Source organism: Nonomuraea roseoviolacea subsp. carminata, assembly GCF_024172185.1.
In the GTDB taxonomy this organism is placed as follows: Bacteria; Actinomycetota; Actinomycetes; order Streptosporangiales; family Streptosporangiaceae; genus Nonomuraea; species Nonomuraea roseoviolacea.
Map to the genome: position 1 here is coordinate 1,638,031 of NZ_JAMZEC010000001.1, position 17,388 is coordinate 1,655,418.

A 17,388-nucleotide genomic window follows, 5' to 3' on the forward strand; every position below is an offset into this window, starting at 1 on the left:
TCCTACTTCTTCTCCGCCGGGCGGACGACCTTCTGGATCTTCTCCTGGCCGACCTCGTCGGCGCCGAGCGGCGCCACCGGCTCGTCCTTGACCAGCAGCTCGCCGGACGAGGTGGTGAAGCCCTTCTTGAACTCCGTGATGGCGTCCTTGAGGGCGGTCACCGTGTCGTCCGACAGCTCCTTGGTCTCGCGGATGGCGTCGAGGATGCCCTTGTTCCCGCTCTGGAGGTAGTCGAGGAACTCGCCCTCGAAGCGGCGGATGTCCTCGACCGGGACGTCGTCCAGCTCACCGGTGGTGCCGGTCCACACCGACACGACCTGCTTCTCGACGGGGAACGGGGAGTACTGCGGCTGCTTGAGCAGCTCGACGAGCCGCTGACCGCGCTCGAGCTGGGCCCGGGAGGCGGCGTCGAGGTCGGAGGCGAACGCGGCGAACGCCTCCAGGTCGCGGAACTGCGACAGCGACAGCTTCAGCGTGCCCGCCACCTTGCGCATCGCCTTGATCTGCGCCGAGCCACCGACTCGGGAGACCGAGATACCGACGTTGATCGCCGGGCGGACGCCGGCGTTGAACAGGTCGGTCTCCAGGAAGCACTGGCCGTCGGTGATGGAGATGACGTTGGTCGGGATGAACGCCGAGACGTCGTTGCCCTTCGTCTCGATGATCGGCAGACCGGTCATCGAGCCGCCGCCCATGTCGGCGGAGAGCTTCGCGCAGCGCTCCAGCAGACGGGAGTGGAGGTAGAACACGTCGCCCGGGAAGGCCTCGCGGCCCGGCGGGCGGCGCAGCAGCAGGGAGACGGCGCGGTAGGCGTCGGCCTGCTTGGTCAGGTCGTCGAAGACGATCAGGACGTGCTTGCCCTGGTACATCCAGTGCTGGCCGATGGCCGAGCCGGTGTACGGGGCCAGGTACTTGAAGCCGGCCGGGTCGGAGGCCGGAGAGGCGACGATGGTGGTGTACTCCATCGCGCCCGCCTCCTCCAGGCGAGCCTTGACCTGCGCGATCGTCGAGCCCTTCTGGCCGACGGCGACGTAGACGCAGCGGACCTGCTTCTCCGGGTCGCCGGTGGCCCAGTTCTCGCGCTGGTTGATGATGGTGTCCACGGCCACGGCGGTCTTGCCGGTGCCACGGTCGCCGATGATCAGCTGACGCTGGCCGCGGCCGATCGGCGTCATGGAGTCGATCGCCTTGATGCCGGTCTGCAGCGGCTGCTTCACCGGCTGCCGCTGGACGACGGACGGGGCCTGGAGCTCGAGGGCGCGCACGCCCTCGCTCTCGATGCCGCCCTTACCGTCGAGCGGGTTGCCCAGGGGGTCGACCACGCGACCGAGGAAGCCGTCGCCGACCGGCACGGACAGGACCTCGCCCGTCCGGCGGACCGTCTGGCCCTCCTCGATCTTGCTGAAGTCGCCCAGGATGACGACACCGATCTCACGGGTGTCGAGGTTGAGGGCCAGACCGCGCGTGCCGTCCTCGAATTCGAGCAGCTCGTTCGCCATCGCCGAGGGAAGGCCGGAGACATGGGCGATGCCGTCGCCACAGTCGACGACGGTCCCGATCTCCTCGCGCGCGGCGCCTTCCGGTTCGTACGCCTGGACGAAGCGCTCAAGCGCGTCCCGGATCTCGTCCGGCCGGATCGTAAGCTCCGCCATCTCTACTCTGTCTCCCTCTTCGCCTAGCCGGCCAACCGGCGGCGGACTTCTTCGATTCGTCCCACAATGGTGGTGTCGATGATCTCGTCGCCGATGCGGACCGAGAAGCCACCGAGCACTCGCGGATCCACCTCGACGTTCAGGTGCACGTCACGGCCGTAGGAGGTGCGCAGCCACGTCGCCAGGCGGGCCTTCTGCTGGTCGGTCAGCTCGACGGCGCTGCGCACCACCGCGACGAAGCGCTGGCGCTGCTGCGCCACGAGCTGGCTGAACTCCTCCAGTCCTGCTTCCAGGCTACGTCCTCGCGGGTGTACTGCCACCTGCGAGATGAGACGCACACTTGCCGTCGCCGCCTTGCCGCCGAGCAGGTCGCTCAGCAGCCGGCGCTTGCCCTCCGCAGGGGCGGCGGCGTCGGCGAGCGCGCGGCGCAGGTCAGGGTTGGCGGCGACGACGCGGCCGAAGCGGAAGAGCTCGTCCTCCACCTCGTCGATCGTGCCCTGGCTCTCGGCCTCCGCGGCGGCGGCGACGACGCCGAGCCGCTCGAGCACGTCGGCGAGGTCACCCGCGCGCGACCACCGGGCCGACGCGGCGGCCTCGGTGGTGGCGAGCGCCGCCTCGCCGACCTTGCCCGCGAGCAGGGCCCGCACGGTGCCCGCCTTGGCCTCCGCCGACCGCGACGGGTCGGACAGGGCGCGGCGCAGGCCGTGCTCGCGGTCGAGCAGATCGGCGATCGCGAACAGCTCGTCGGAGAGCGCGCCGAGGTCGGCGCTGCCGGCGACCGCGTTGAAGCGCTCCTCGACCTCTGCCAGCGAGCTTCTGCTCAGGCCTCGCATTAGCGCACCGCCTGCGCGCTGGAGCTCTCGAGCTCGTCCAGGAAGCGGTCGACGGTGCGGCGCTGCCGGGCCTCGTCCTCGAGGGACTCGCCGACGATACGGCCGGCCAGGTCGGTGGACAGGCGGCCGATCTCGGCGCGGAGCTGGGAGAACGCCTGCTGGCGGTCGGCCTCGATCTGGGCGTGCGCGGCCTCGATGAGGCGGCGGGCCTCGGCCTGCGCCTCCTCGCGGAGCTCAGCCTTGATCTGGGCGGCCTGCTCGCGAGCCTCCTCGCGAAGGCGGGCCGCCTCCTGCCGGGCCTCGGCCAGCTGGTCGCGGTACTGCTGCTGCAGCGCCTGCGCCTCGGCCTGGGCGTCCTCCGCCCTCTTGATGCCGCCCTCGATGGCGTCGGTACGCTCGGCCAGCGTCTTCTGGATCCGCGGGACAAGCATCCGTCCGACGACGAGGAAGACGACGGCGAACGCGAAGATACCGACGATGAGCTCATAGTCGTGCGGGATGAGGGGGTTGGCGCCGCCCTCCGCCGCGAGGAGCGTAGCTGCGAGAGTCATGGATGCAGCCTTTCGTCAGGGATTCTTCTGGTCTTTAGAGGTTCGAGAAGATGAACGGCGCGACCAGACCGATCAGGGCGAGGGCCTCGGTGAGGACGAAGCCAAGGAGCATGTTCTGGCGGATCAGACCGTAAGCCTCGGGCTGGCGCGCGATGGCCTGCACGCCCTGACCGAAGATGATGCCGACGCCGATGCCGGGGCCGATGGCGGCAAGACCGTAACCGATGGCGGTGACGTTGCCGGAGACCTCAGCGAGAACGCTCATTGCTGTTTTCCTTTACTGGACGGCCGGTGAAGCGGAGTCTCACCGGTCATGGACATTCCGTTGGGTGGTTCTCAGTGCTCTGCGTGCAGCGAGCCGCCGATGTACATCGCGGCCAGCATGGCGAACAGGAACGCCTGCAGGAACTGGATGAACATCTCGAAGCCGGTGAGGATGATGGTCATGACCACGCCGACGACACCGACGGGGGCGCCCAGGGGGGTCAGCTTCTCGAACAGGAACCAGAAGCCCACCATGCTGAAGAAGGCCAGCAGCATGTGACCGGCGAACATGTTGGCGAACAGTCGTACCGCGTGCGTGAAGGGTGCGATGATCAAGTTCGACAGGAACTCGATCGGGGCCAGCAGCACATAGATCGGCTTGGGCAGGCCCGGCGGGAACATCATGTTCTTGAAGTAGCCGACCGCGCCCTGGTGCTTCATGCCCAGGTAGACCTTGATGACGTAGACCATGATCGCGAGGACGGCCGGGAAGGCGATGTGCGAGGCGACGGGGAACTGCAGGATGGGGATGACGCCCATGAGGTTCCAGACCAGCACCGTGAAGAAGATGCTGACCAGCAGGCCCATCCAGCGGTCGGCGTCCTTGCCCAGGAAGGGCCGCGCGACCTGGTCGCGGACGAACATGTAGCCGTACTCGACGACGTTCTGCACGCCCCTCGGTACGATCTTGGGGTTGGCGAAGGCAGCCCAGCAGAAGGCGATCACGAGGACCGAACTGAGGAGGGCGAGCAGCACCGGCTTGGTGAACCAGTCGACCCCGGGGATGATGGGGGGCAACTGGAACAGTTCTTCAGGCGTAGGCGCCCCGAACTCGTCGCCCGATGATGCCAGGACCGTCAGCGCACTCACGCGGCGTTCCCTTCAACGTCGTAGTGGATCACAGAAGTTTCTTCGGCGAGGCGGTCGCCGAACGGAGTCAGCGACCGTGTCGCCGGTAGACCGCGTAGCCGGCGAGCACCAGCCCAAGGATGATGCCTATGGGGAAGAACGCGGACATGTCGAGCCAGCGGTCCAGCAACCACCCGATGCCCCCGTAGAAAGCCATCCCGGCGAGAAGATAGCTGGGGACCGCCCACATGGCGTCGGCGAAGTCGCGACCGTCTGTCTCCGGCCGGCGTTCCTGTTCGCTCATCGCGCGCCCGACGATAGCAGGCAGAGAGAGGACTAGTCATATCGGACCCGCCCGGCTACCGGCTCCATCAGTCGCCCTTCCCGGGGACCTTGGCCTCGGGGTCCACGTACAGCATCTTGGTCTTGACGAAGGCGCGGACCTCGAACGCCGTCCAGACGATGGTGCAGAGCACCACGGACCAGGCGAACGCCTTGGGATGCCACGCGCCGGTGTCGCCGAAGGCGACGAGCATGAGCATGACGGCCACCACCTTGACGAGATAGCTGCCCATCGCGGCCATGGCCATGACTTGGGGGGAGACCTTTGCGGCATAGCTCACGGCTACCACGCTGACGCTGAAGAAAACCCCGACCAGCAAGGTGCCGACGACCGCGCCCAGGGCTCCCTTGCCGCCGGCCACCATGAGGGCCACGACCGCGGCGATCGCTCCCACCGCCAGGGTGGGGATCGCGGCGCTCTTGAGGACGCGCACGTCGTTGGCCTGCATCAGTGCTCCATAAGGCAAGTTGTCAAGCGAGCGTTTGCTACCTCTCGGGCCTGAGCCTTGGAGGTCCCTGCTCGTGAAAGATATCACAAGCTCACGGAAGACCGCTTTTACCTGCCGTTTCTAGTTCGCGATCATGAACGGCCCGGAAATGCCTGAATGACCGTTTCGCGGTTGGCCTGCGCGCGCGGATGCGGCGGCTCCTCCATCGGCCGGCCCTGCGACCTGACCTGTGACCCGACGTGACCCTCCACCGGCAGGATCGGCGGCATGGGCCCGGTGGGCGGCCCGTCGTCGTCGGACGGCTCGCCCCCGCGCGTGTGAACGCCGCCCCTCCCCCGCCAGCGGGGCGCCGCCATCAGCACGAGGACGCCGATCGCGAGCAGGATCACGACCGGGAACATGAGGAGCGGCACACCGATCGTGGACATCGCGACCAGGCCGAACGCGAACAGGAACGCCCAGGCGTACATGATCAGCACCGAGCGGCGGTGCGAGTGGCCGATGTCCATCAGCCGATGGTGCAGGTGGCCCCGGTCGGGGGCGAACGGCGACATGCCGTAGGAGGTGCGCCGCACGACCGCGGTGATCAGGTCGATGAGCGGCAGGACCAGCACCGCCGCCGGGACCAGCAGCGGGAGCAGCACGCCGAAGCGGTTGATGCCCTCGATGACCGACGGGTCGACCGGCGTGACGGTGACGATCGAGGAGGCGAGGACCAGGCCGATGAGCATGGCGCCGGTGTCGCCCATGAAGATCTTCGCCGGATGGAAGTTGTGCGGCAGGAACCCGAGGCAGGTGCCGATGAGGATGGCGGCGATGCCGGCCGTGGTGGTGATGTTGTCGCCGCTGATGCTCTTCGACAGGAAGATGGAGTAGGCCCAGGTGGCCATGGCGGCGATGCAGACGATGCCCGCGGCCAGCCCGTCGAGGCCGTCGACGAAGTTGACCGCGTTGATCGTGACGACCACCACCAGGATGGTGATGATCGTGCTCAGCGTGTAGTCGAGGCTGGTGGAGCCGCCCCAGTCCTTGGGCAGCGGGATGTAGACGAGCCGCAGGTCGAACCAGACGAGGACGCCCGCGGCGGCGATCTGGCCGGCCAGCTTGATGAAGGGGTCCATGCCCCACCAGTCGTCCAGGAAGCCCGTGACGGTGATGAGCCCGCCCGCGATGATCAGGGCCATCACCGGGCGCCCCTCGGCCTCGGTCAGCGCCTGGCCGGTATGGGCCAGCTCGCTGGCCACCAGCAGCCCCGCGACCAGCCCGCCGTACATCGCCAGACCCCCCAGCCGGGGGGTCGGCGTGGTGTGCACGTCACGCTCGCGGATCTCCGGAGCGGCCCCTATGCGGATGGCGAAGCGGCGCACCAGCGGGACGAGGAGGTACGTCACCGCAGCCGCTATGAGCGCCATGAACAGGTATTCGCGCACGATCCTAGTTTCGCGGATGCGCCGGACCGCTGTGACCGGAAAACGACACAGACCAGCTTAATATTCGCTGAGATATGGCAGACGGATGGTCAGCGGCGCCGGCACCCGCTCGCGAACCACCCCCGCGTGCCGGCGGGCCCGGCCGGTGTCCCCCGCCGGAGTGCACAGCCGGTTGGGCGCGCCCGGCGTCGCGGCCGGAGGCTCCGGAGCATACGGGACGGCGTCGCGGGGTGGCGTGAGCCGCGCCGGGGCGGCGCGGCGGCACCCGTCGGGTGATCGCCAGATGTTCGTCGGGTGATCGTCGGGCGTTCGTCGGGCATTCGTCAGGCGTTCGTCGTTCGTCAGGAGAAGGCGTGGGGTGCGCCCGCCGAGCTGGGGATCCAGCGGGGCGTGTCGGCGGCCTCGTCGCTGATCGAGGTGAGCACCGCCTGACGGTACTGGGCGAGCCTGGAGCGCCACTCAGCGATGTCCTCGACGTACCTCGACCCGACGGGGGCGTCCCACGTCTGCGGGCTCCTGGCGAGCGTGTAGGCCTTGTCGAGGGCCTTCGTGAGCTCCTCCAGGAGGGGGTGGACGGTCTGCCAGGCGGTGACGAGGCGCTCGTACTCCGGGTTGAACTCCCAGGCCCTCGGCTGGACGTCCAGCGGGTTGGTGCCGCCCGTCACGGGCGGGGTCTCGCCGGGGCGCATCGGCTGGGGGGCGGGCGGGTCGGCGAATGCCATCAGACGCTCCTGTACCGGGTGCCGGGGCCGTCGTGGCGGCCGTCCTGATGGCCGTGGTGGTGATGATCCGGGTGCGTCGTCGTTCCGTCGTCGCCGCTGCGGAGGCCGGTGTCGGGGACGGGCCGGTCGTCGGCGGTGGGGAGGCTGTCGGCGTACGGGCCACTGTCCGGGAGGCCGGGCTGGTCCGCTGTGGTGACCTGGTCGAGGAGGGCGCGGAGGTCGTCGAGGCCGAGGGGTCCCGCTGGTGCGGACACGACGTGCGGCGCGCCGCCCGGGGTGAGCTGATGAGCCGCGCTGACGGAGGTGGCCGCGGCCCCCGAGCTACCGGATGACGCGGGGGCCGTGGGGTCGATGACCACCGGGACGCCCTGACCGGGCGTCGTGTCGCGACCTGGCGTGGTGTCGCGGACCACGTCGTTGTCGCGGGCCGGCGTGGTGTCGCCGCGATCAGGGGTGGTGTCGCCGCGGCCGGGCGTGGCGTCGCGATCGGGCGTGGCGTCGCGGTCGGGCGTCGTGTCGCGATCGGGCGTCGTGTCGCGATCGGGCGTGGCGTCGCGGTCGGGCGTCGTGTCGCGGTCGGGCGTGGCGTCGCGGTCGGGCGTGGTGTCGCGATCGGGAGTGGTGCCGTCCGCGTCTCGTGGTGTGGTGGTGTCCGCGCAGCCGGTGTCGGTGCCGTCCACCTGACCAGGTGTGGTGCCTGTCGTGCGGTCTGTCCCCGTGCCGTCCGCGTGCCCAGGGGTCGTGCCGGTCGTACGATCCGTCCCTGTGCCGTCCGCGTGGCCGGGCGTCGTGTCGATCGGCTGGGCCGGATGGGCGCCGCCGATCGGGGTCGTGTCCGTGGGCGCCGTACCGATGGGGTGAACCGGGTGAGCGCCGCCGATCGCCGTACCGTCCGAAGGCGCCGTACCGATCGGATGAACCGGATGAGCGCCGCCGATCGCCGTACCGTCCGAAGGCGCCGTACCGATCGGATGAACCGGATGAGCGCCGCCGATGGCCGTGCCGTCTGAAGGCGTCGTGCCGATGGGGGTGGTCGGGGTTGCGGGTTGGGCATCGCCTGGCGGCGTGGGCATCTCGATGGGCTGGAACTTGTCGAGGTTGTCCAGGATGTTGCTGATCTGTGTGGCCGTGGGTGGGTCGATGGGCACCTGGAGGACCTTCACACCGTCCACGACCACGACGCGCGGTTTCTGCGGGTCGAGGTCGTCCGGGTGGTCCTTGGCGGGGGTGTCGACGCGGTCGTCCGGGGAGGCGGGGTCGGCCGGGGTCGCGGGATCGGCCGGGGTCGCGGGATCGGCCGGGGTGGTGGGATCGGCCGGGGTGGTGGGGTCGGCGCGGTCGCCTATGGGGTCGGGGGCGCCGATCGGGTCCGCGGGTGTGAGGCCGGACGAGTCCACGCCGGACTCGGCGCCGCGATCGCGCCTGCTGCCGAGATCGTCGTCCTTCGGCTCGTCACGAGTGCCCGTGTCGTCCCCGATGCCCGTGTCATCGCGAGTGCCGGTGTCATCGCGAGTGCCGGTGTCATCGCGAGTGCCCGTGTCGTCGCGCGTGCCGGTGTCGTCCCGTGTCCCTGGGTCGTCGCGTGTGCGAGTGTCGCCCCCTACGCGGGAGTCGTCACGAGTGCCGCTGTCATCGCCTGTACGCGTGTCGCCGCCGGTGCGGGTGTCGTCACTGTCCTTGCAGGACCCGCTGTCGTCCCGGCCGTTGTCCCTCGCGGGTTTGTCCCGGTCAGCGGTGCCGGTGTCGTCGCGGCCGTCCTCCCGGGCGGGTTTCTGGTCGTCGTCGGGCTTGGCGTCGGGCTTGGTGGGCTTGTGCTCGTCGTCAGGCTTGGCGTCGGGCTTGGTGGGCTTGTGCTCGTCGTCAGGCTTCGCGTCGGGCTTGGTCGGCTTGTGCTCGTCGTCAGGCTTCGCGTCGGGCTTGGTCGGCTTGTGCTCGTCGTCAGGCTTCGCGTCCGGCTTGGTGGGCTTGGGGTCGTCATGAGATGTCCTGGCGTCCTGCCCCTGCTTGTCGTCCTCGCCCTTCTTCGGCTCCTCGCCCTTCTTCGGCTCGTCGGCCTTCTTGTGGTCGTCCGCCTTCTTGTGGTCGTCGCCGGTCCTGGTGTCGTCGCGGCCGTCGTCCCGGGTGGGTTTGTGCTCGCCGTCAGGCTGGGTGGGCTTGGGATGCTCGTCGGCGCGTTTCTCCAGCAGCCCGAGCCGTACCCGGACGTCCTTGACCATGGTGTCCGCGGCGTCCGCGACCTGGCTGGGGCGGTGAGCGGCGCGTGTCGGCAGGCCGGCGCGGGTCATGATCTGCGTGACCCGCGCCTCGGCGGCGCGCAGCTGGGCGGTCGCGCGCCCGACCTCGGCCAGCAGGTCACGGACCAGCTCAGGATCCATGCCGTCGAACTTGCCCATGGGCTGCTCCCGGACGTCGTGGCCGCTCCGGAAGTCACCGTAGGCGCAGGCGGGCCGCCGCCGCAGCCGGGATAAGCAGACGGTATACGTCAGTCGTCGGTGGCGACGTACCCGATGATGCCGCGCAGCTTCTCCACGGGGATCGCGCCGCGCCTCAGCAGCCGCGGCACCGCGGTGGTGAGGTCGAGGATCGTGGAGGGCGTGTTGTCGGTGGTCTTGCCGCCGTCGAGGTAGACGGAGACGGAGTCGCCGAGCTGTGCCTCGGCCTCGGCGGCGGTGACGGCGGCGGGCGCGCCCGAGCGGTTGGCGCTGGAGACGGCCATCGGCCCGGTCTCCTTGAGCAGGTCGAGCGCCACCGGGTGGAGCGGCATGCGGATCGCGACCGTGCCCTTGGTGTCGCCGAGGTCCCAGGACAGGGCCCGGTTGGCCTTGCAGACGATCGTGAGCGGACCCGGCCAGAAGGCGTCGATGAGGTCCTGCCCGTACGGCCCGAGGTCCTCGACCAGCGCCCCGGCGGCGCGGACGGTGCCGACGAGGACGGGCGGCGGCATGTCGCGGCCCCGGCCCTTGGCCTCCAGCAGCGCCGTGACGGCCGCCGGCGTGAACGCGTCGGCGCCGATGCCGTAGACGGTGTCGGTGGGAAGCACGACCAGGTCGCCGCGGCGCACCGCGGCGGCGGCCTCGGTCAGGCCCTCGGCGCGCTGTTCGAGGTCCGTGCAGTCAAAGGTTGTTGCCACGGCGTGCATCCTAGTCAGCTAGTCGGTCGGGCTAGTCAGGTTCGTCCTGGCCGAGCCGCGCGGTGACGAAGCGGTCCCTGCGGGTCAGGTCCTGGCGCAGGCGCACGTCGCGCCAGCCGTGATCCTCGGGGAACGTCAGGTAGACGGCGCTGCCCTGCTCGTCGGCGTGCTCGACGGCCACCCAGCCGCCGGGGCGCAGCAGCCTCCGGGCCGTGCGCTCGACGGCGCGCACCTCGCCGAGACCGTCGTCGCCCGTGCCGTACAGCGCCCGCGAGGGGTCGTAGTCGCGCACCTCGGGGTCGCGCGGGACGGCGCCGGGCGGGATGTAGGGCGGGTTGGAGATGACCAGGTCGACCTTGCCGTTGAGCTCGGGCAGGGCCTCGGCGAGGTCCTCCGGGTGCAGGTGGACGCGGCCCTGGCCGTGCTCGGTGATGTTGCGCTTGGCCCAGCCGTACGCGTCGGGGTCGACCTCCACGGCGTGGACCTCGCTCAGCGCGACCTCCTGGGCGATCGACAGCGCGATCGCCCCGGAGCCGGTGCCGAGGTCGACGACGAGGGGCGCGGCGACGTCCATGGCGCGCAGCGTGTCGATCGCCCAGCCGGCCATGACCTCGGTCTCGGGCCGCGGCACGAACACGCCGGGCCCCACCTTGAGCTCCAGGTAGCGGAAGTAGGCGTGGCCGGTGATGTGCTGCAGCGGCTCACGAGCTTCGCGGCGGGCGATGCCCTCCCAGAACAGGGCGTCGAAGTCGGCGTCCTTGACCGTGTGCAGCTCGCTCCTGCGCACGCCGTGAACGAATGCCGCGATCTCCTCCGCGTCGGTGCGCGGCGAGGGCACACCTGCCTCGGCCAGCCGGGCGGTGGCGAGCGCGATTTCGTCCAGCAGAAATGTCATGAGTGTTGTGCGAGCTTCTCCGCCATCTCGGCGTCGATGAGTGCCTGGGTGACGGCGTTGAGCTCGCCGTCGAGGACCTGGTCGAGGTTATACGCCTTGAAGCCGACGCGGTGGTCGGAGATGCGGTTCTCGGGGAAGTTGTAGGTGCGGATGCGCTCGGAGCGGTCGACGGTGCGGACCTGCGACTTGCGCTCGGCCTGCGCGGCGGCGTCGGCCTCCTCCTGGGCGATGGCCAGCAGCCGGGCGCGCAGGATGCGCAGCGCCGACTCCTTGTTCTGGAGCTGGCTCTTCTCGTTCTGGCAGGAGACCACCACGCCGGTGGGCAGGTGGGTGATGCGGACGGCGGAGTCGGTGGTGTTGACGCTCTGGCCGCCGGGGCCGCTGGAGCGGTAGACGTCGATCCGCAGCTCGTTGGGGTCGATGTGGACGTCGACCTCCTCGGCCTCGGGGTAGACGAGCACGCCCGCGGCGCTGGTGTGGATGCGGCCCTGCGACTCGGTGACGGGCACGCGCTGCACGCGGTGGACGCCGCCCTCGTACTTGAGCCTGGACCACACGCCCTCGTCGCCCTTGGCCTTGATGCCGACCGTGACGTCCTTGTAGCCGCCGAGGTCGGAGGGCTGGGTGTCGATGATTTCGGTCTTCCAGCCGAGCCGCTCGGCGTAGCGGAGGTACATGCGCAGCAGGTCGCCGGCGAACAGCGCGGACTCCTCGCCGCCCTCGCCCGCCTTGATCTCCATGATGATGTCCTTGTCATCGTTGGGATCGCGCGGGATCAGCAGGTGCTTGAGGCGCTCCTCGAGCTGGGGGATGCGCTCCTCCAGCTCGGCGGCCTCGGCCGCGAACGTCTCGTCCTCGCCGGCGAGCTCCTTGGCCGTGCCGAGGTCGGCGCGCACCGACTCCAGCTCGCGGTAGGTCGCGACGATGGGCGTGAGCTGGGAGTAGCGCCTGCCGAGGGTGCGGGCCTGGTGCTGGTCGGCGTGCACGGCGGGGTCGGCGAGCCGTAGCTCCAGCTCGGAATACTCCTTGAGCAACTCGTCGAGGTTCACCGTGGGTCCTTCTGCTTGGGTTCTTCCGGCCGTTCACCAACAACGCCGACCCGGCCGCACCATGCGTGCGTCCGGGCCGGCGTCGGTGAAGCTACTTGCCCGAGGCCTTCTTGCCGAAGCGCTTCTCGAAGCGGGCCACCCGGCCGCCGGTGTCGAGGATCTTCTGCTTGCCCGTGTAGAACGGGTGGCAGGCGGAGCACACGTCGGCGTGGATGACGCCGTTCTTCGCGGTGCTGCGCGTGGTGAAGGTGTTGCCACAGGTGCAGGTCACCTGGGTCACGTTGTAGTCAGGGTGGATGTCGCGCTTCATTGCTGTCCTTTCGGGGTGCGGCCGCCGGGTCGCCTGAGTGAACGCGCCGAGCGCGTCGGCGGGAGCCGGAACCGCTACGGGTCAGCTACCAGTGTGCCAGATCCTTCAACCAGCCCAGGCCACACGGCATTCCCCCGGTCCGTATCGCGAATCCTTATGACGGGGTCATGACCGGCACACTAGGCTCCCCCCGCACAAACCATCACTTACGTCTCATAAGGATTGCGATCAGATGATCAAGGGGATGCGGCTGCTCATGGCGGCCGCTACGGGGGCTGTGCTTCTCCTCGGAGGTGTGCACCTCTCGGCCGCGAACGCGGCCACGGCCGGTCCGGACTTCTCCGGGGCGGTCTCGTCCGACGCGTTCATCCCGCTCGACAAGGACGTCGAGGTGACCGTGACGCTGCAGCTGAAGGACCCGGGGACCGTCAGCGCCGTCAACGGCACCATCACACCGCCCGGCGGCTCCGAACGGCCGGTGGGCTTCGACTTCCGGCCGTCCACCGCGGCGGAGACCGCCGTGACCGGCCGGTTCGGCATCGGCAAGAACGACCCGGCCGGCGACTGGCGGATGAACGTCAAGGTCACCCGGAACGGCGCCACCCACGACAACGCCTTCACGATCGGCGTCTCGGCCCGGCAGGGCATCCGCGACGCGTCGGTGCGGCCGGACCCGGTGCAGCTCGTCAAGGGCAAGGACGTCAAGGTCTCGGTGCGAGCGGGCGTCAGCGACGCCACGTCCGTGTCGGCGAAGCTCATCAGCGACGAGAGCAACGAGGCGTTCGACCTGGGCGACCTCGCGCTCTACTCCGACGGCTCCTACCGCGGTGAGACGTACTTCGCCGACGACACCGCGCCCGGCGCCTGGACGCTCGAGGTGACCGCCACCCGGGGCGGCCAGGCCCTCAAGGGCGTCGCCTCGTTCACCGTGAACGCCCCGGCCGGCGGCGCGTCCAAGAAGGCGCGGGCCAGGGTGACGATCAGCGCCCCGGCCAAGGCGGCCCAGGGCCGTCCGATCAAGATTCAGGGCAAGGTCTACCGCGGCTCCAAGGCGTACCCGGGCAAGCGGCTGGAGGTCTACTTCAAGGCCAAGGGCGCCAAGGCGTACAAGCTGCTCGGCTTCGCCAAGAGCAGCGCCTCGGGCAGGTACGTCAAGACGTACCCCGCCCGCAAGGACGGCTACTTCCGCGTCAAGGTGCCGGGCACGGCCACGACCCGCAGCGCCCTGTCGCCGCAGGAGTTCGTGGACGTCCGCCCCTGAGGGCGCGCCCGTCGCCGGCCCTCGCAAGCCCGAGGACCGGCGACGGGCCGTCTGGGGGCCGGTCGGGGCGGTCCGAGGGCTTCTCCTCCGGCGATCGGCACGCGCCCGTGACGGCACACGGTCCCCGCGGAGACGCGAAAGGGGCGACCGGGAGGTCCCGGTCGCCCCTTGTCGTCGCGTGCGTCAGTCGCGGTCGTTGCTCACCGTGGTCTTCTGAACCTGCAGAAGGAACTCGGCGTTGGACTTGGTCTCCTTCATCTTCTCCAGGAGAAGCTCCAGAGCCTGCTGCATGTCCAGCGCGTGCAGGACGCGGCGGAGCTTCCAGACGATCTGGAGCTCCTCCTTGCCCATGAGGATCTCTTCCTTACGGGTGCCGGACGCGTCGACGTCCACCGCGGGGAAGATGCGCTTGTCGGCCAGGGAACGGTTGAGCTTGAGCTCCGCGTTGCCCGTGCCCTTGAACTCCTCGAAGATGACTTCGTCCATCTTGGACCCGGTCTCGACCAGGGCCGTGGCGAGGATCGTCAGCGAGCCGCCGTTCTCGATGTTGCGGGCGGCGCCGAAGAAGCGCTTGGGCGGGTAGAGCGCCGTGGAGTCGACACCACCGGACAGGATGCGGCCCGAGGCCGGCGCCGCGAGGTTGTAGGCGCGGCCCAGACGGGTGATCGAGTCGAGCAGGACGACCACGTCGTGGCCCAGCTCCACCAGGCGCTTGGCCCGCTCGATGGCGAGCTCGGCGACCGTGGTGTGGTCCTCGGCGGGACGGTCGAAGGTCGAGTGGATGACCTCGCCCTTGACCGACCGCTGCATGTCGGTGACCTCTTCGGGCCGCTCGTCCACGAGCACGACCATGAGGTGGCACTCGGGGTTGTTGCGGGTGATCGCGTTGGCGATCGACTGCAGCACCATCGTCTTGCCGGCCTTGGGCGGCGAGACGATGAGGCCGCGCTGGCCCTTGCCGATCGGGGAGACGAGGTCGATGATCCTCGTGGTGAGGATGTTCGGCTCGGTCTCCAGGCGCAGGCGCTCCTGCGGGTAGAGCGGCGTCAGCTTGTTGAAGTCGGGCCGGTTGCGGGCCTGCTCCGGGTCCATGCCGTTGACGGTGTCGAGGCGGACCAGGGCGTTGAACTTCTCGCGGCGCTCGCCCTCGCGCGGCTGCCGGACGGCGCCGGTGATGACGTCGCCCTTGCGCAGGCCGTTGCGGCGGATCTGCGCGATCGAGACGTAGACGTCGTTGCTGCCGGGCAGGTAGCCGCTGGTGCGCACGAACGCGTAGTTGTCGAGGATGTCGAGGATGCCGGCGATCGGGATGAGGACGTCGTCCTCGCCGATCGTGGGCTCGCCGCCGCCCTCGAAGCGGTCGCGGCCACGGCCGCGGTTGCGCTCCCTGAACCGGCCGCGACGACCGCGCCCGCCGCGCTCGTCGTCGTCGCCGCCACGCAGGTCACGGTCGCGCTGGTCGCCACGGTCACGCTGGTCACCGCGGTCGCCACGGTCGCCGCGCTGGTCGCGGCCACCGGCGTCGGCGGCTCGCTGGTCACGGCCGTCGCGGCCGTCACGGCCGTCGCGGACGTTGTCGCGACCGCCGTCACGGCCACCGTCGCGACCGCCGTCGCGGCTGCCGTCACGGCCGCCCTCACCGCGGTCGCCGCGGTCGCCGGCCGAGCGGTCGTTGCCGATGCGCTCGCCACGCTCGCGGCGCTCGCCGCGGCTGCGCCGCTCGCGGCGGCTCTCGCCGCGGTCGCCACGCGGGTCGCCCTGCGCCGTGTCACCGGACTGCGCGGGCTGCTCGACGACGGGCTCGGCCACGGCGGGAGCGGCGGCGGCCACCGGCTCGGCCGGGGCGGCGGCGGGCTCGGCGGCCTGCGGCGCGGCGTCGTCGGCGGGCTTGACGCGGGAACGTTCCCTGCGGGCCCGGGTGGGGCGCTCAGCCGCGGGGGCCGAGTCCGTCACGGCGGGCGCCTCGGCCACGGGAGCGGGCGCGCCCGCGCCCTCGGCGGAGCCGCCCTGCTTCTCCTGGATGGCCGCGATGAGCTGGCTCTTCCGCATGCGCCCGGTGCCGCTGATGCCCAGCTCGGCGGCCATCTTCTGCAGCTCGGGCAGCACCTTCGCGGACAGGCCGGTGCCGGAGCGACGCGCGCGAGGCTTCGCGGCACGGGAGGGGGTGTCGCCGGACGCCGGCTGCGCAGGCGAGCCTGATGCGTCGGAGAGGAGTTCGGTGGTGTCGCTCAACTAAAAGGTCCTTCCCAGGGGTCGGGCGCCGGTTTTGTTCTGCCGGGCGTCCCGGAGGTGCTTGCGATCCGGAGCAACAGACCGGGTCGGGGTGCACGTTGCGATCTTCGGCCGCCGCTGGGGACGGTCGCCACTCATCGGGAGAGGCTCGTCCAGGCAGCCACAGGCCGATGGCGCGTGGAAGACACCCCCCAGATTGCTGTCGCCAGCCAGATGTCGAGGTGATTCGAACGCGCAGATCCCCGTCGTCGCCGCCTCGCGTCGGGCCAACCGGGTGTGGGCCAACCGGAGGCGACGGGTTCCGGGGAGACAGCCGCGCTGCCCACGCCTCGCGACGTGAAGCATGATGCAGCGATGTGTGGCTGACAAGCACGCACCCAACAGAGGGGCATCTGGTGCGGCTATCAGCCTAACATCACCAGCGCACACGGCTATTCCCTGGAGGTCTAAAGAGGCATCAGCGTGTCTCGGGAAACTGAACGTTCGCACCGACCTGGTCGACGTCCATTTGCTGGATGTGCCAGTCATTACCCACTTCGGGCGCGATCAAATCCTGCGAATCCGGTGTCGAAAACGCAAGGACCGTGGGACCCGCGCCGGAGACGACAGCGGGCACTCCCGCCGCACGCAGCCGTTGTACCAGATCCGCGCTCCGGGGCATGGCAGGCGCGCGGTAGTGCTGGTGGAGCCGGTCTTCCGTCGCCGCCATGAGCAGGTCCCGATCGGGCCGCTGGGTCAGCGCGGCGATCAGCAACGCGGCCCTGCCGGCGTTGAAGGAGGCGTCCTTGTGGGGCACGTCCTTCGGAAGCAGCCCCCGCGCCTTCTCCGTGGCCAGCCGTGTCGCCGGGACGAGCACGACGGGACGCACCCGCGCGTCGAGGGTCAGCTTCACCATACGTGGTGCGCCGGACTGCTCCATCCACGCCACGGTCAGGCCGCCCGCCAGGCACGGGGCCACGTTGTCGGGGTGCCCCTCCATCTCGGTGGCCAGCGCGAACACCTTGTCGTCGCCGAACGCGGCGGCCGCGTCCGGCGAGGTGAGCGCGCGGGCGGCGAGGATGCCGGCGCAGATGGCCGCCGACGACGAGCCGAGGCCCCGGGCGTGCGGGATGCGGTTGAGGCAGTCGACCCGGATGCCGGCCGGCTGCGCGACCCCCATGCGGTCGAACGTGCGGCGCATGGTGGCGACGATGAGATGGCCCTCGCCGAGGTCGACCTCGCCCGCGCCCTCGCCGCGCACCGTCACCTCGACGCCGGGCCCGGCGGTCAGCTCCGCCTCCACCTCGTCGTGCAGGCCGACGGCCAGGCCGAGCGCGTCGAAGCCGGGGCCCAGGTTGGCCGACGTGGCCGGCACGCGGATCAGCACGCTACCCATCCGATCAGGTCTTCCTCTCCACACGCCGCGATCGCGGGCCGGGG

The 17,388-nt window shown here is 70.2% G+C and carries 17 protein-coding genes; 1 reads left to right on the top strand and 16 read right to left on the bottom strand.

Features of this window, described 5'->3' with window-relative positions; all coding sequences use genetic code 11:
- Positions 1–2: 2 nt before the first annotated feature.
- The 14 genes from atpA to rpmE form a co-directional block, all read right to left on the bottom strand.
- Entirely contained in the window at positions 3–1,652 is a 1,650-nt protein-coding gene (gene atpA, locus HD595_RS07475; protein WP_253766907.1) for a F0F1 ATP synthase subunit alpha, read from the bottom strand.
- Between the two features lie 23 nt (positions 1,653–1,675).
- Positions 1,676–2,485 (bottom strand): F0F1 ATP synthase subunit delta, encoded by an 810-nt coding sequence (locus HD595_RS07480; RefSeq protein ID WP_253766909.1) that lies wholly within the window; start codon positions 2,483–2,485, stop codon positions 1,676–1,678.
- Positions 2,485–3,036, bottom strand: coding sequence for a F0F1 ATP synthase subunit B (locus HD595_RS07485; RefSeq protein ID WP_253766911.1), 552 nt, complete (start codon positions 3,034–3,036; stop codon positions 2,485–2,487). The genes HD595_RS07480 and HD595_RS07485 overlap by 1 nt, the downstream gene beginning before the upstream one ends.
- A 34-nt stretch (positions 3,037–3,070) precedes the next feature.
- Positions 3,071–3,301 carry an ATP synthase F0 subunit C gene (gene atpE, locus HD595_RS07490; protein ID WP_253766913.1) on the bottom strand — a complete coding sequence of 77 codons (231 nt, stop codon included), beginning with the start codon at positions 3,299–3,301 and terminating at the stop codon, positions 3,071–3,073.
- A 71-nt stretch (positions 3,302–3,372) separates the two neighbouring features.
- Positions 3,373–4,170 (bottom strand): F0F1 ATP synthase subunit A, encoded by a 798-nt coding sequence (gene atpB / locus HD595_RS07495; protein ID WP_253766915.1) that lies wholly within the window; start codon positions 4,168–4,170, stop codon positions 3,373–3,375.
- A 67-nt stretch (positions 4,171–4,237) separates the two neighbouring features.
- Entirely contained in the window at positions 4,238–4,453 is a 216-nt protein-coding gene (locus tag HD595_RS07500) for an AtpZ/AtpI family protein (protein WP_253766917.1), read from the bottom strand.
- Between the two features lie 67 nt (positions 4,454–4,520).
- Positions 4,521–4,940: a Cg1360 family ATP-synthase-associated protein gene (locus tag HD595_RS07505; protein WP_253766919.1), complete on the bottom strand. Its 420-nt coding sequence runs from the start codon at positions 4,938–4,940 to the stop codon at positions 4,521–4,523.
- 131 nt (positions 4,941–5,071) lie between these two features.
- A complete protein-coding gene (locus HD595_RS07510) occupies positions 5,072–6,370 on the bottom strand; it encodes a glycosyltransferase family 4 protein (RefSeq protein ID WP_253766921.1) in 1,299 nt (432 codons plus the stop codon).
- Between the two features lie 341 nt (positions 6,371–6,711).
- Positions 6,712–7,092 (bottom strand): hypothetical protein, encoded by a 381-nt coding sequence (locus HD595_RS07515; RefSeq protein ID WP_253766923.1) that lies wholly within the window; start codon positions 7,090–7,092, stop codon positions 6,712–6,714.
- Positions 7,092–9,485, bottom strand: a complete 2,394-nt coding sequence (locus HD595_RS07520; protein ID WP_253766925.1) for a hypothetical protein — start codon at positions 9,483–9,485, stop codon at positions 7,092–7,094. Before HD595_RS07520 ends, HD595_RS07515 begins: the two co-directional genes overlap by 1 nt.
- An 89-nt stretch (positions 9,486–9,574) precedes the next feature.
- The gene (locus HD595_RS07525; RefSeq protein WP_217707825.1) at positions 9,575–10,231 is read right to left on the bottom strand and encodes an L-threonylcarbamoyladenylate synthase; all 657 of its coding nucleotides are present in this window, start codon (positions 10,229–10,231) and stop codon (positions 9,575–9,577) included.
- A 22-nt stretch (positions 10,232–10,253) separates the two neighbouring features.
- Entirely contained in the window at positions 10,254–11,117 is an 864-nt protein-coding gene (gene prmC, locus HD595_RS07530; protein ID WP_175600988.1) for a peptide chain release factor N(5)-glutamine methyltransferase, read from the bottom strand.
- Positions 11,114–12,166, bottom strand: a complete 1,053-nt coding sequence (prfA, locus tag HD595_RS07535; protein WP_253766927.1) for a peptide chain release factor 1 — start codon at positions 12,164–12,166, stop codon at positions 11,114–11,116. The genes prmC and prfA overlap by 4 nt, the downstream gene beginning before the upstream one ends.
- A gap of 91 nt (positions 12,167–12,257) precedes the next feature.
- Positions 12,258–12,476: a 50S ribosomal protein L31 gene (gene rpmE, locus HD595_RS07540; protein WP_175600986.1), complete on the bottom strand. Its 219-nt coding sequence runs from the start codon at positions 12,474–12,476 to the stop codon at positions 12,258–12,260.
- A gap of 232 nt (positions 12,477–12,708) precedes the next feature.
- Between rpmE and HD595_RS07545 the strand changes: the two genes are divergently transcribed.
- On the top strand, positions 12,709–13,737 hold the full coding sequence (locus HD595_RS07545; protein WP_253766929.1) for a COG1361 family protein: 1,029 nt from the start codon (positions 12,709–12,711) through the stop codon (positions 13,735–13,737).
- Positions 13,738–13,920: 183 nt separating this feature from the next.
- On the opposite strand, the gene rho is transcribed toward HD595_RS07545, so the two are convergent.
- A complete protein-coding gene (gene rho / locus HD595_RS07550; RefSeq protein WP_253766931.1) occupies positions 13,921–15,969 on the bottom strand; it encodes a transcription termination factor Rho in 2,049 nt (682 codons plus the stop codon).
- Between the two features lie 457 nt (positions 15,970–16,426).
- The gene (thrB, locus tag HD595_RS07555) at positions 16,427–17,344 is read right to left on the bottom strand and encodes a homoserine kinase (protein ID WP_253766933.1); all 918 of its coding nucleotides are present in this window, start codon (positions 17,342–17,344) and stop codon (positions 16,427–16,429) included.
- Positions 17,345–17,388 lie beyond the last annotated feature (44 nt).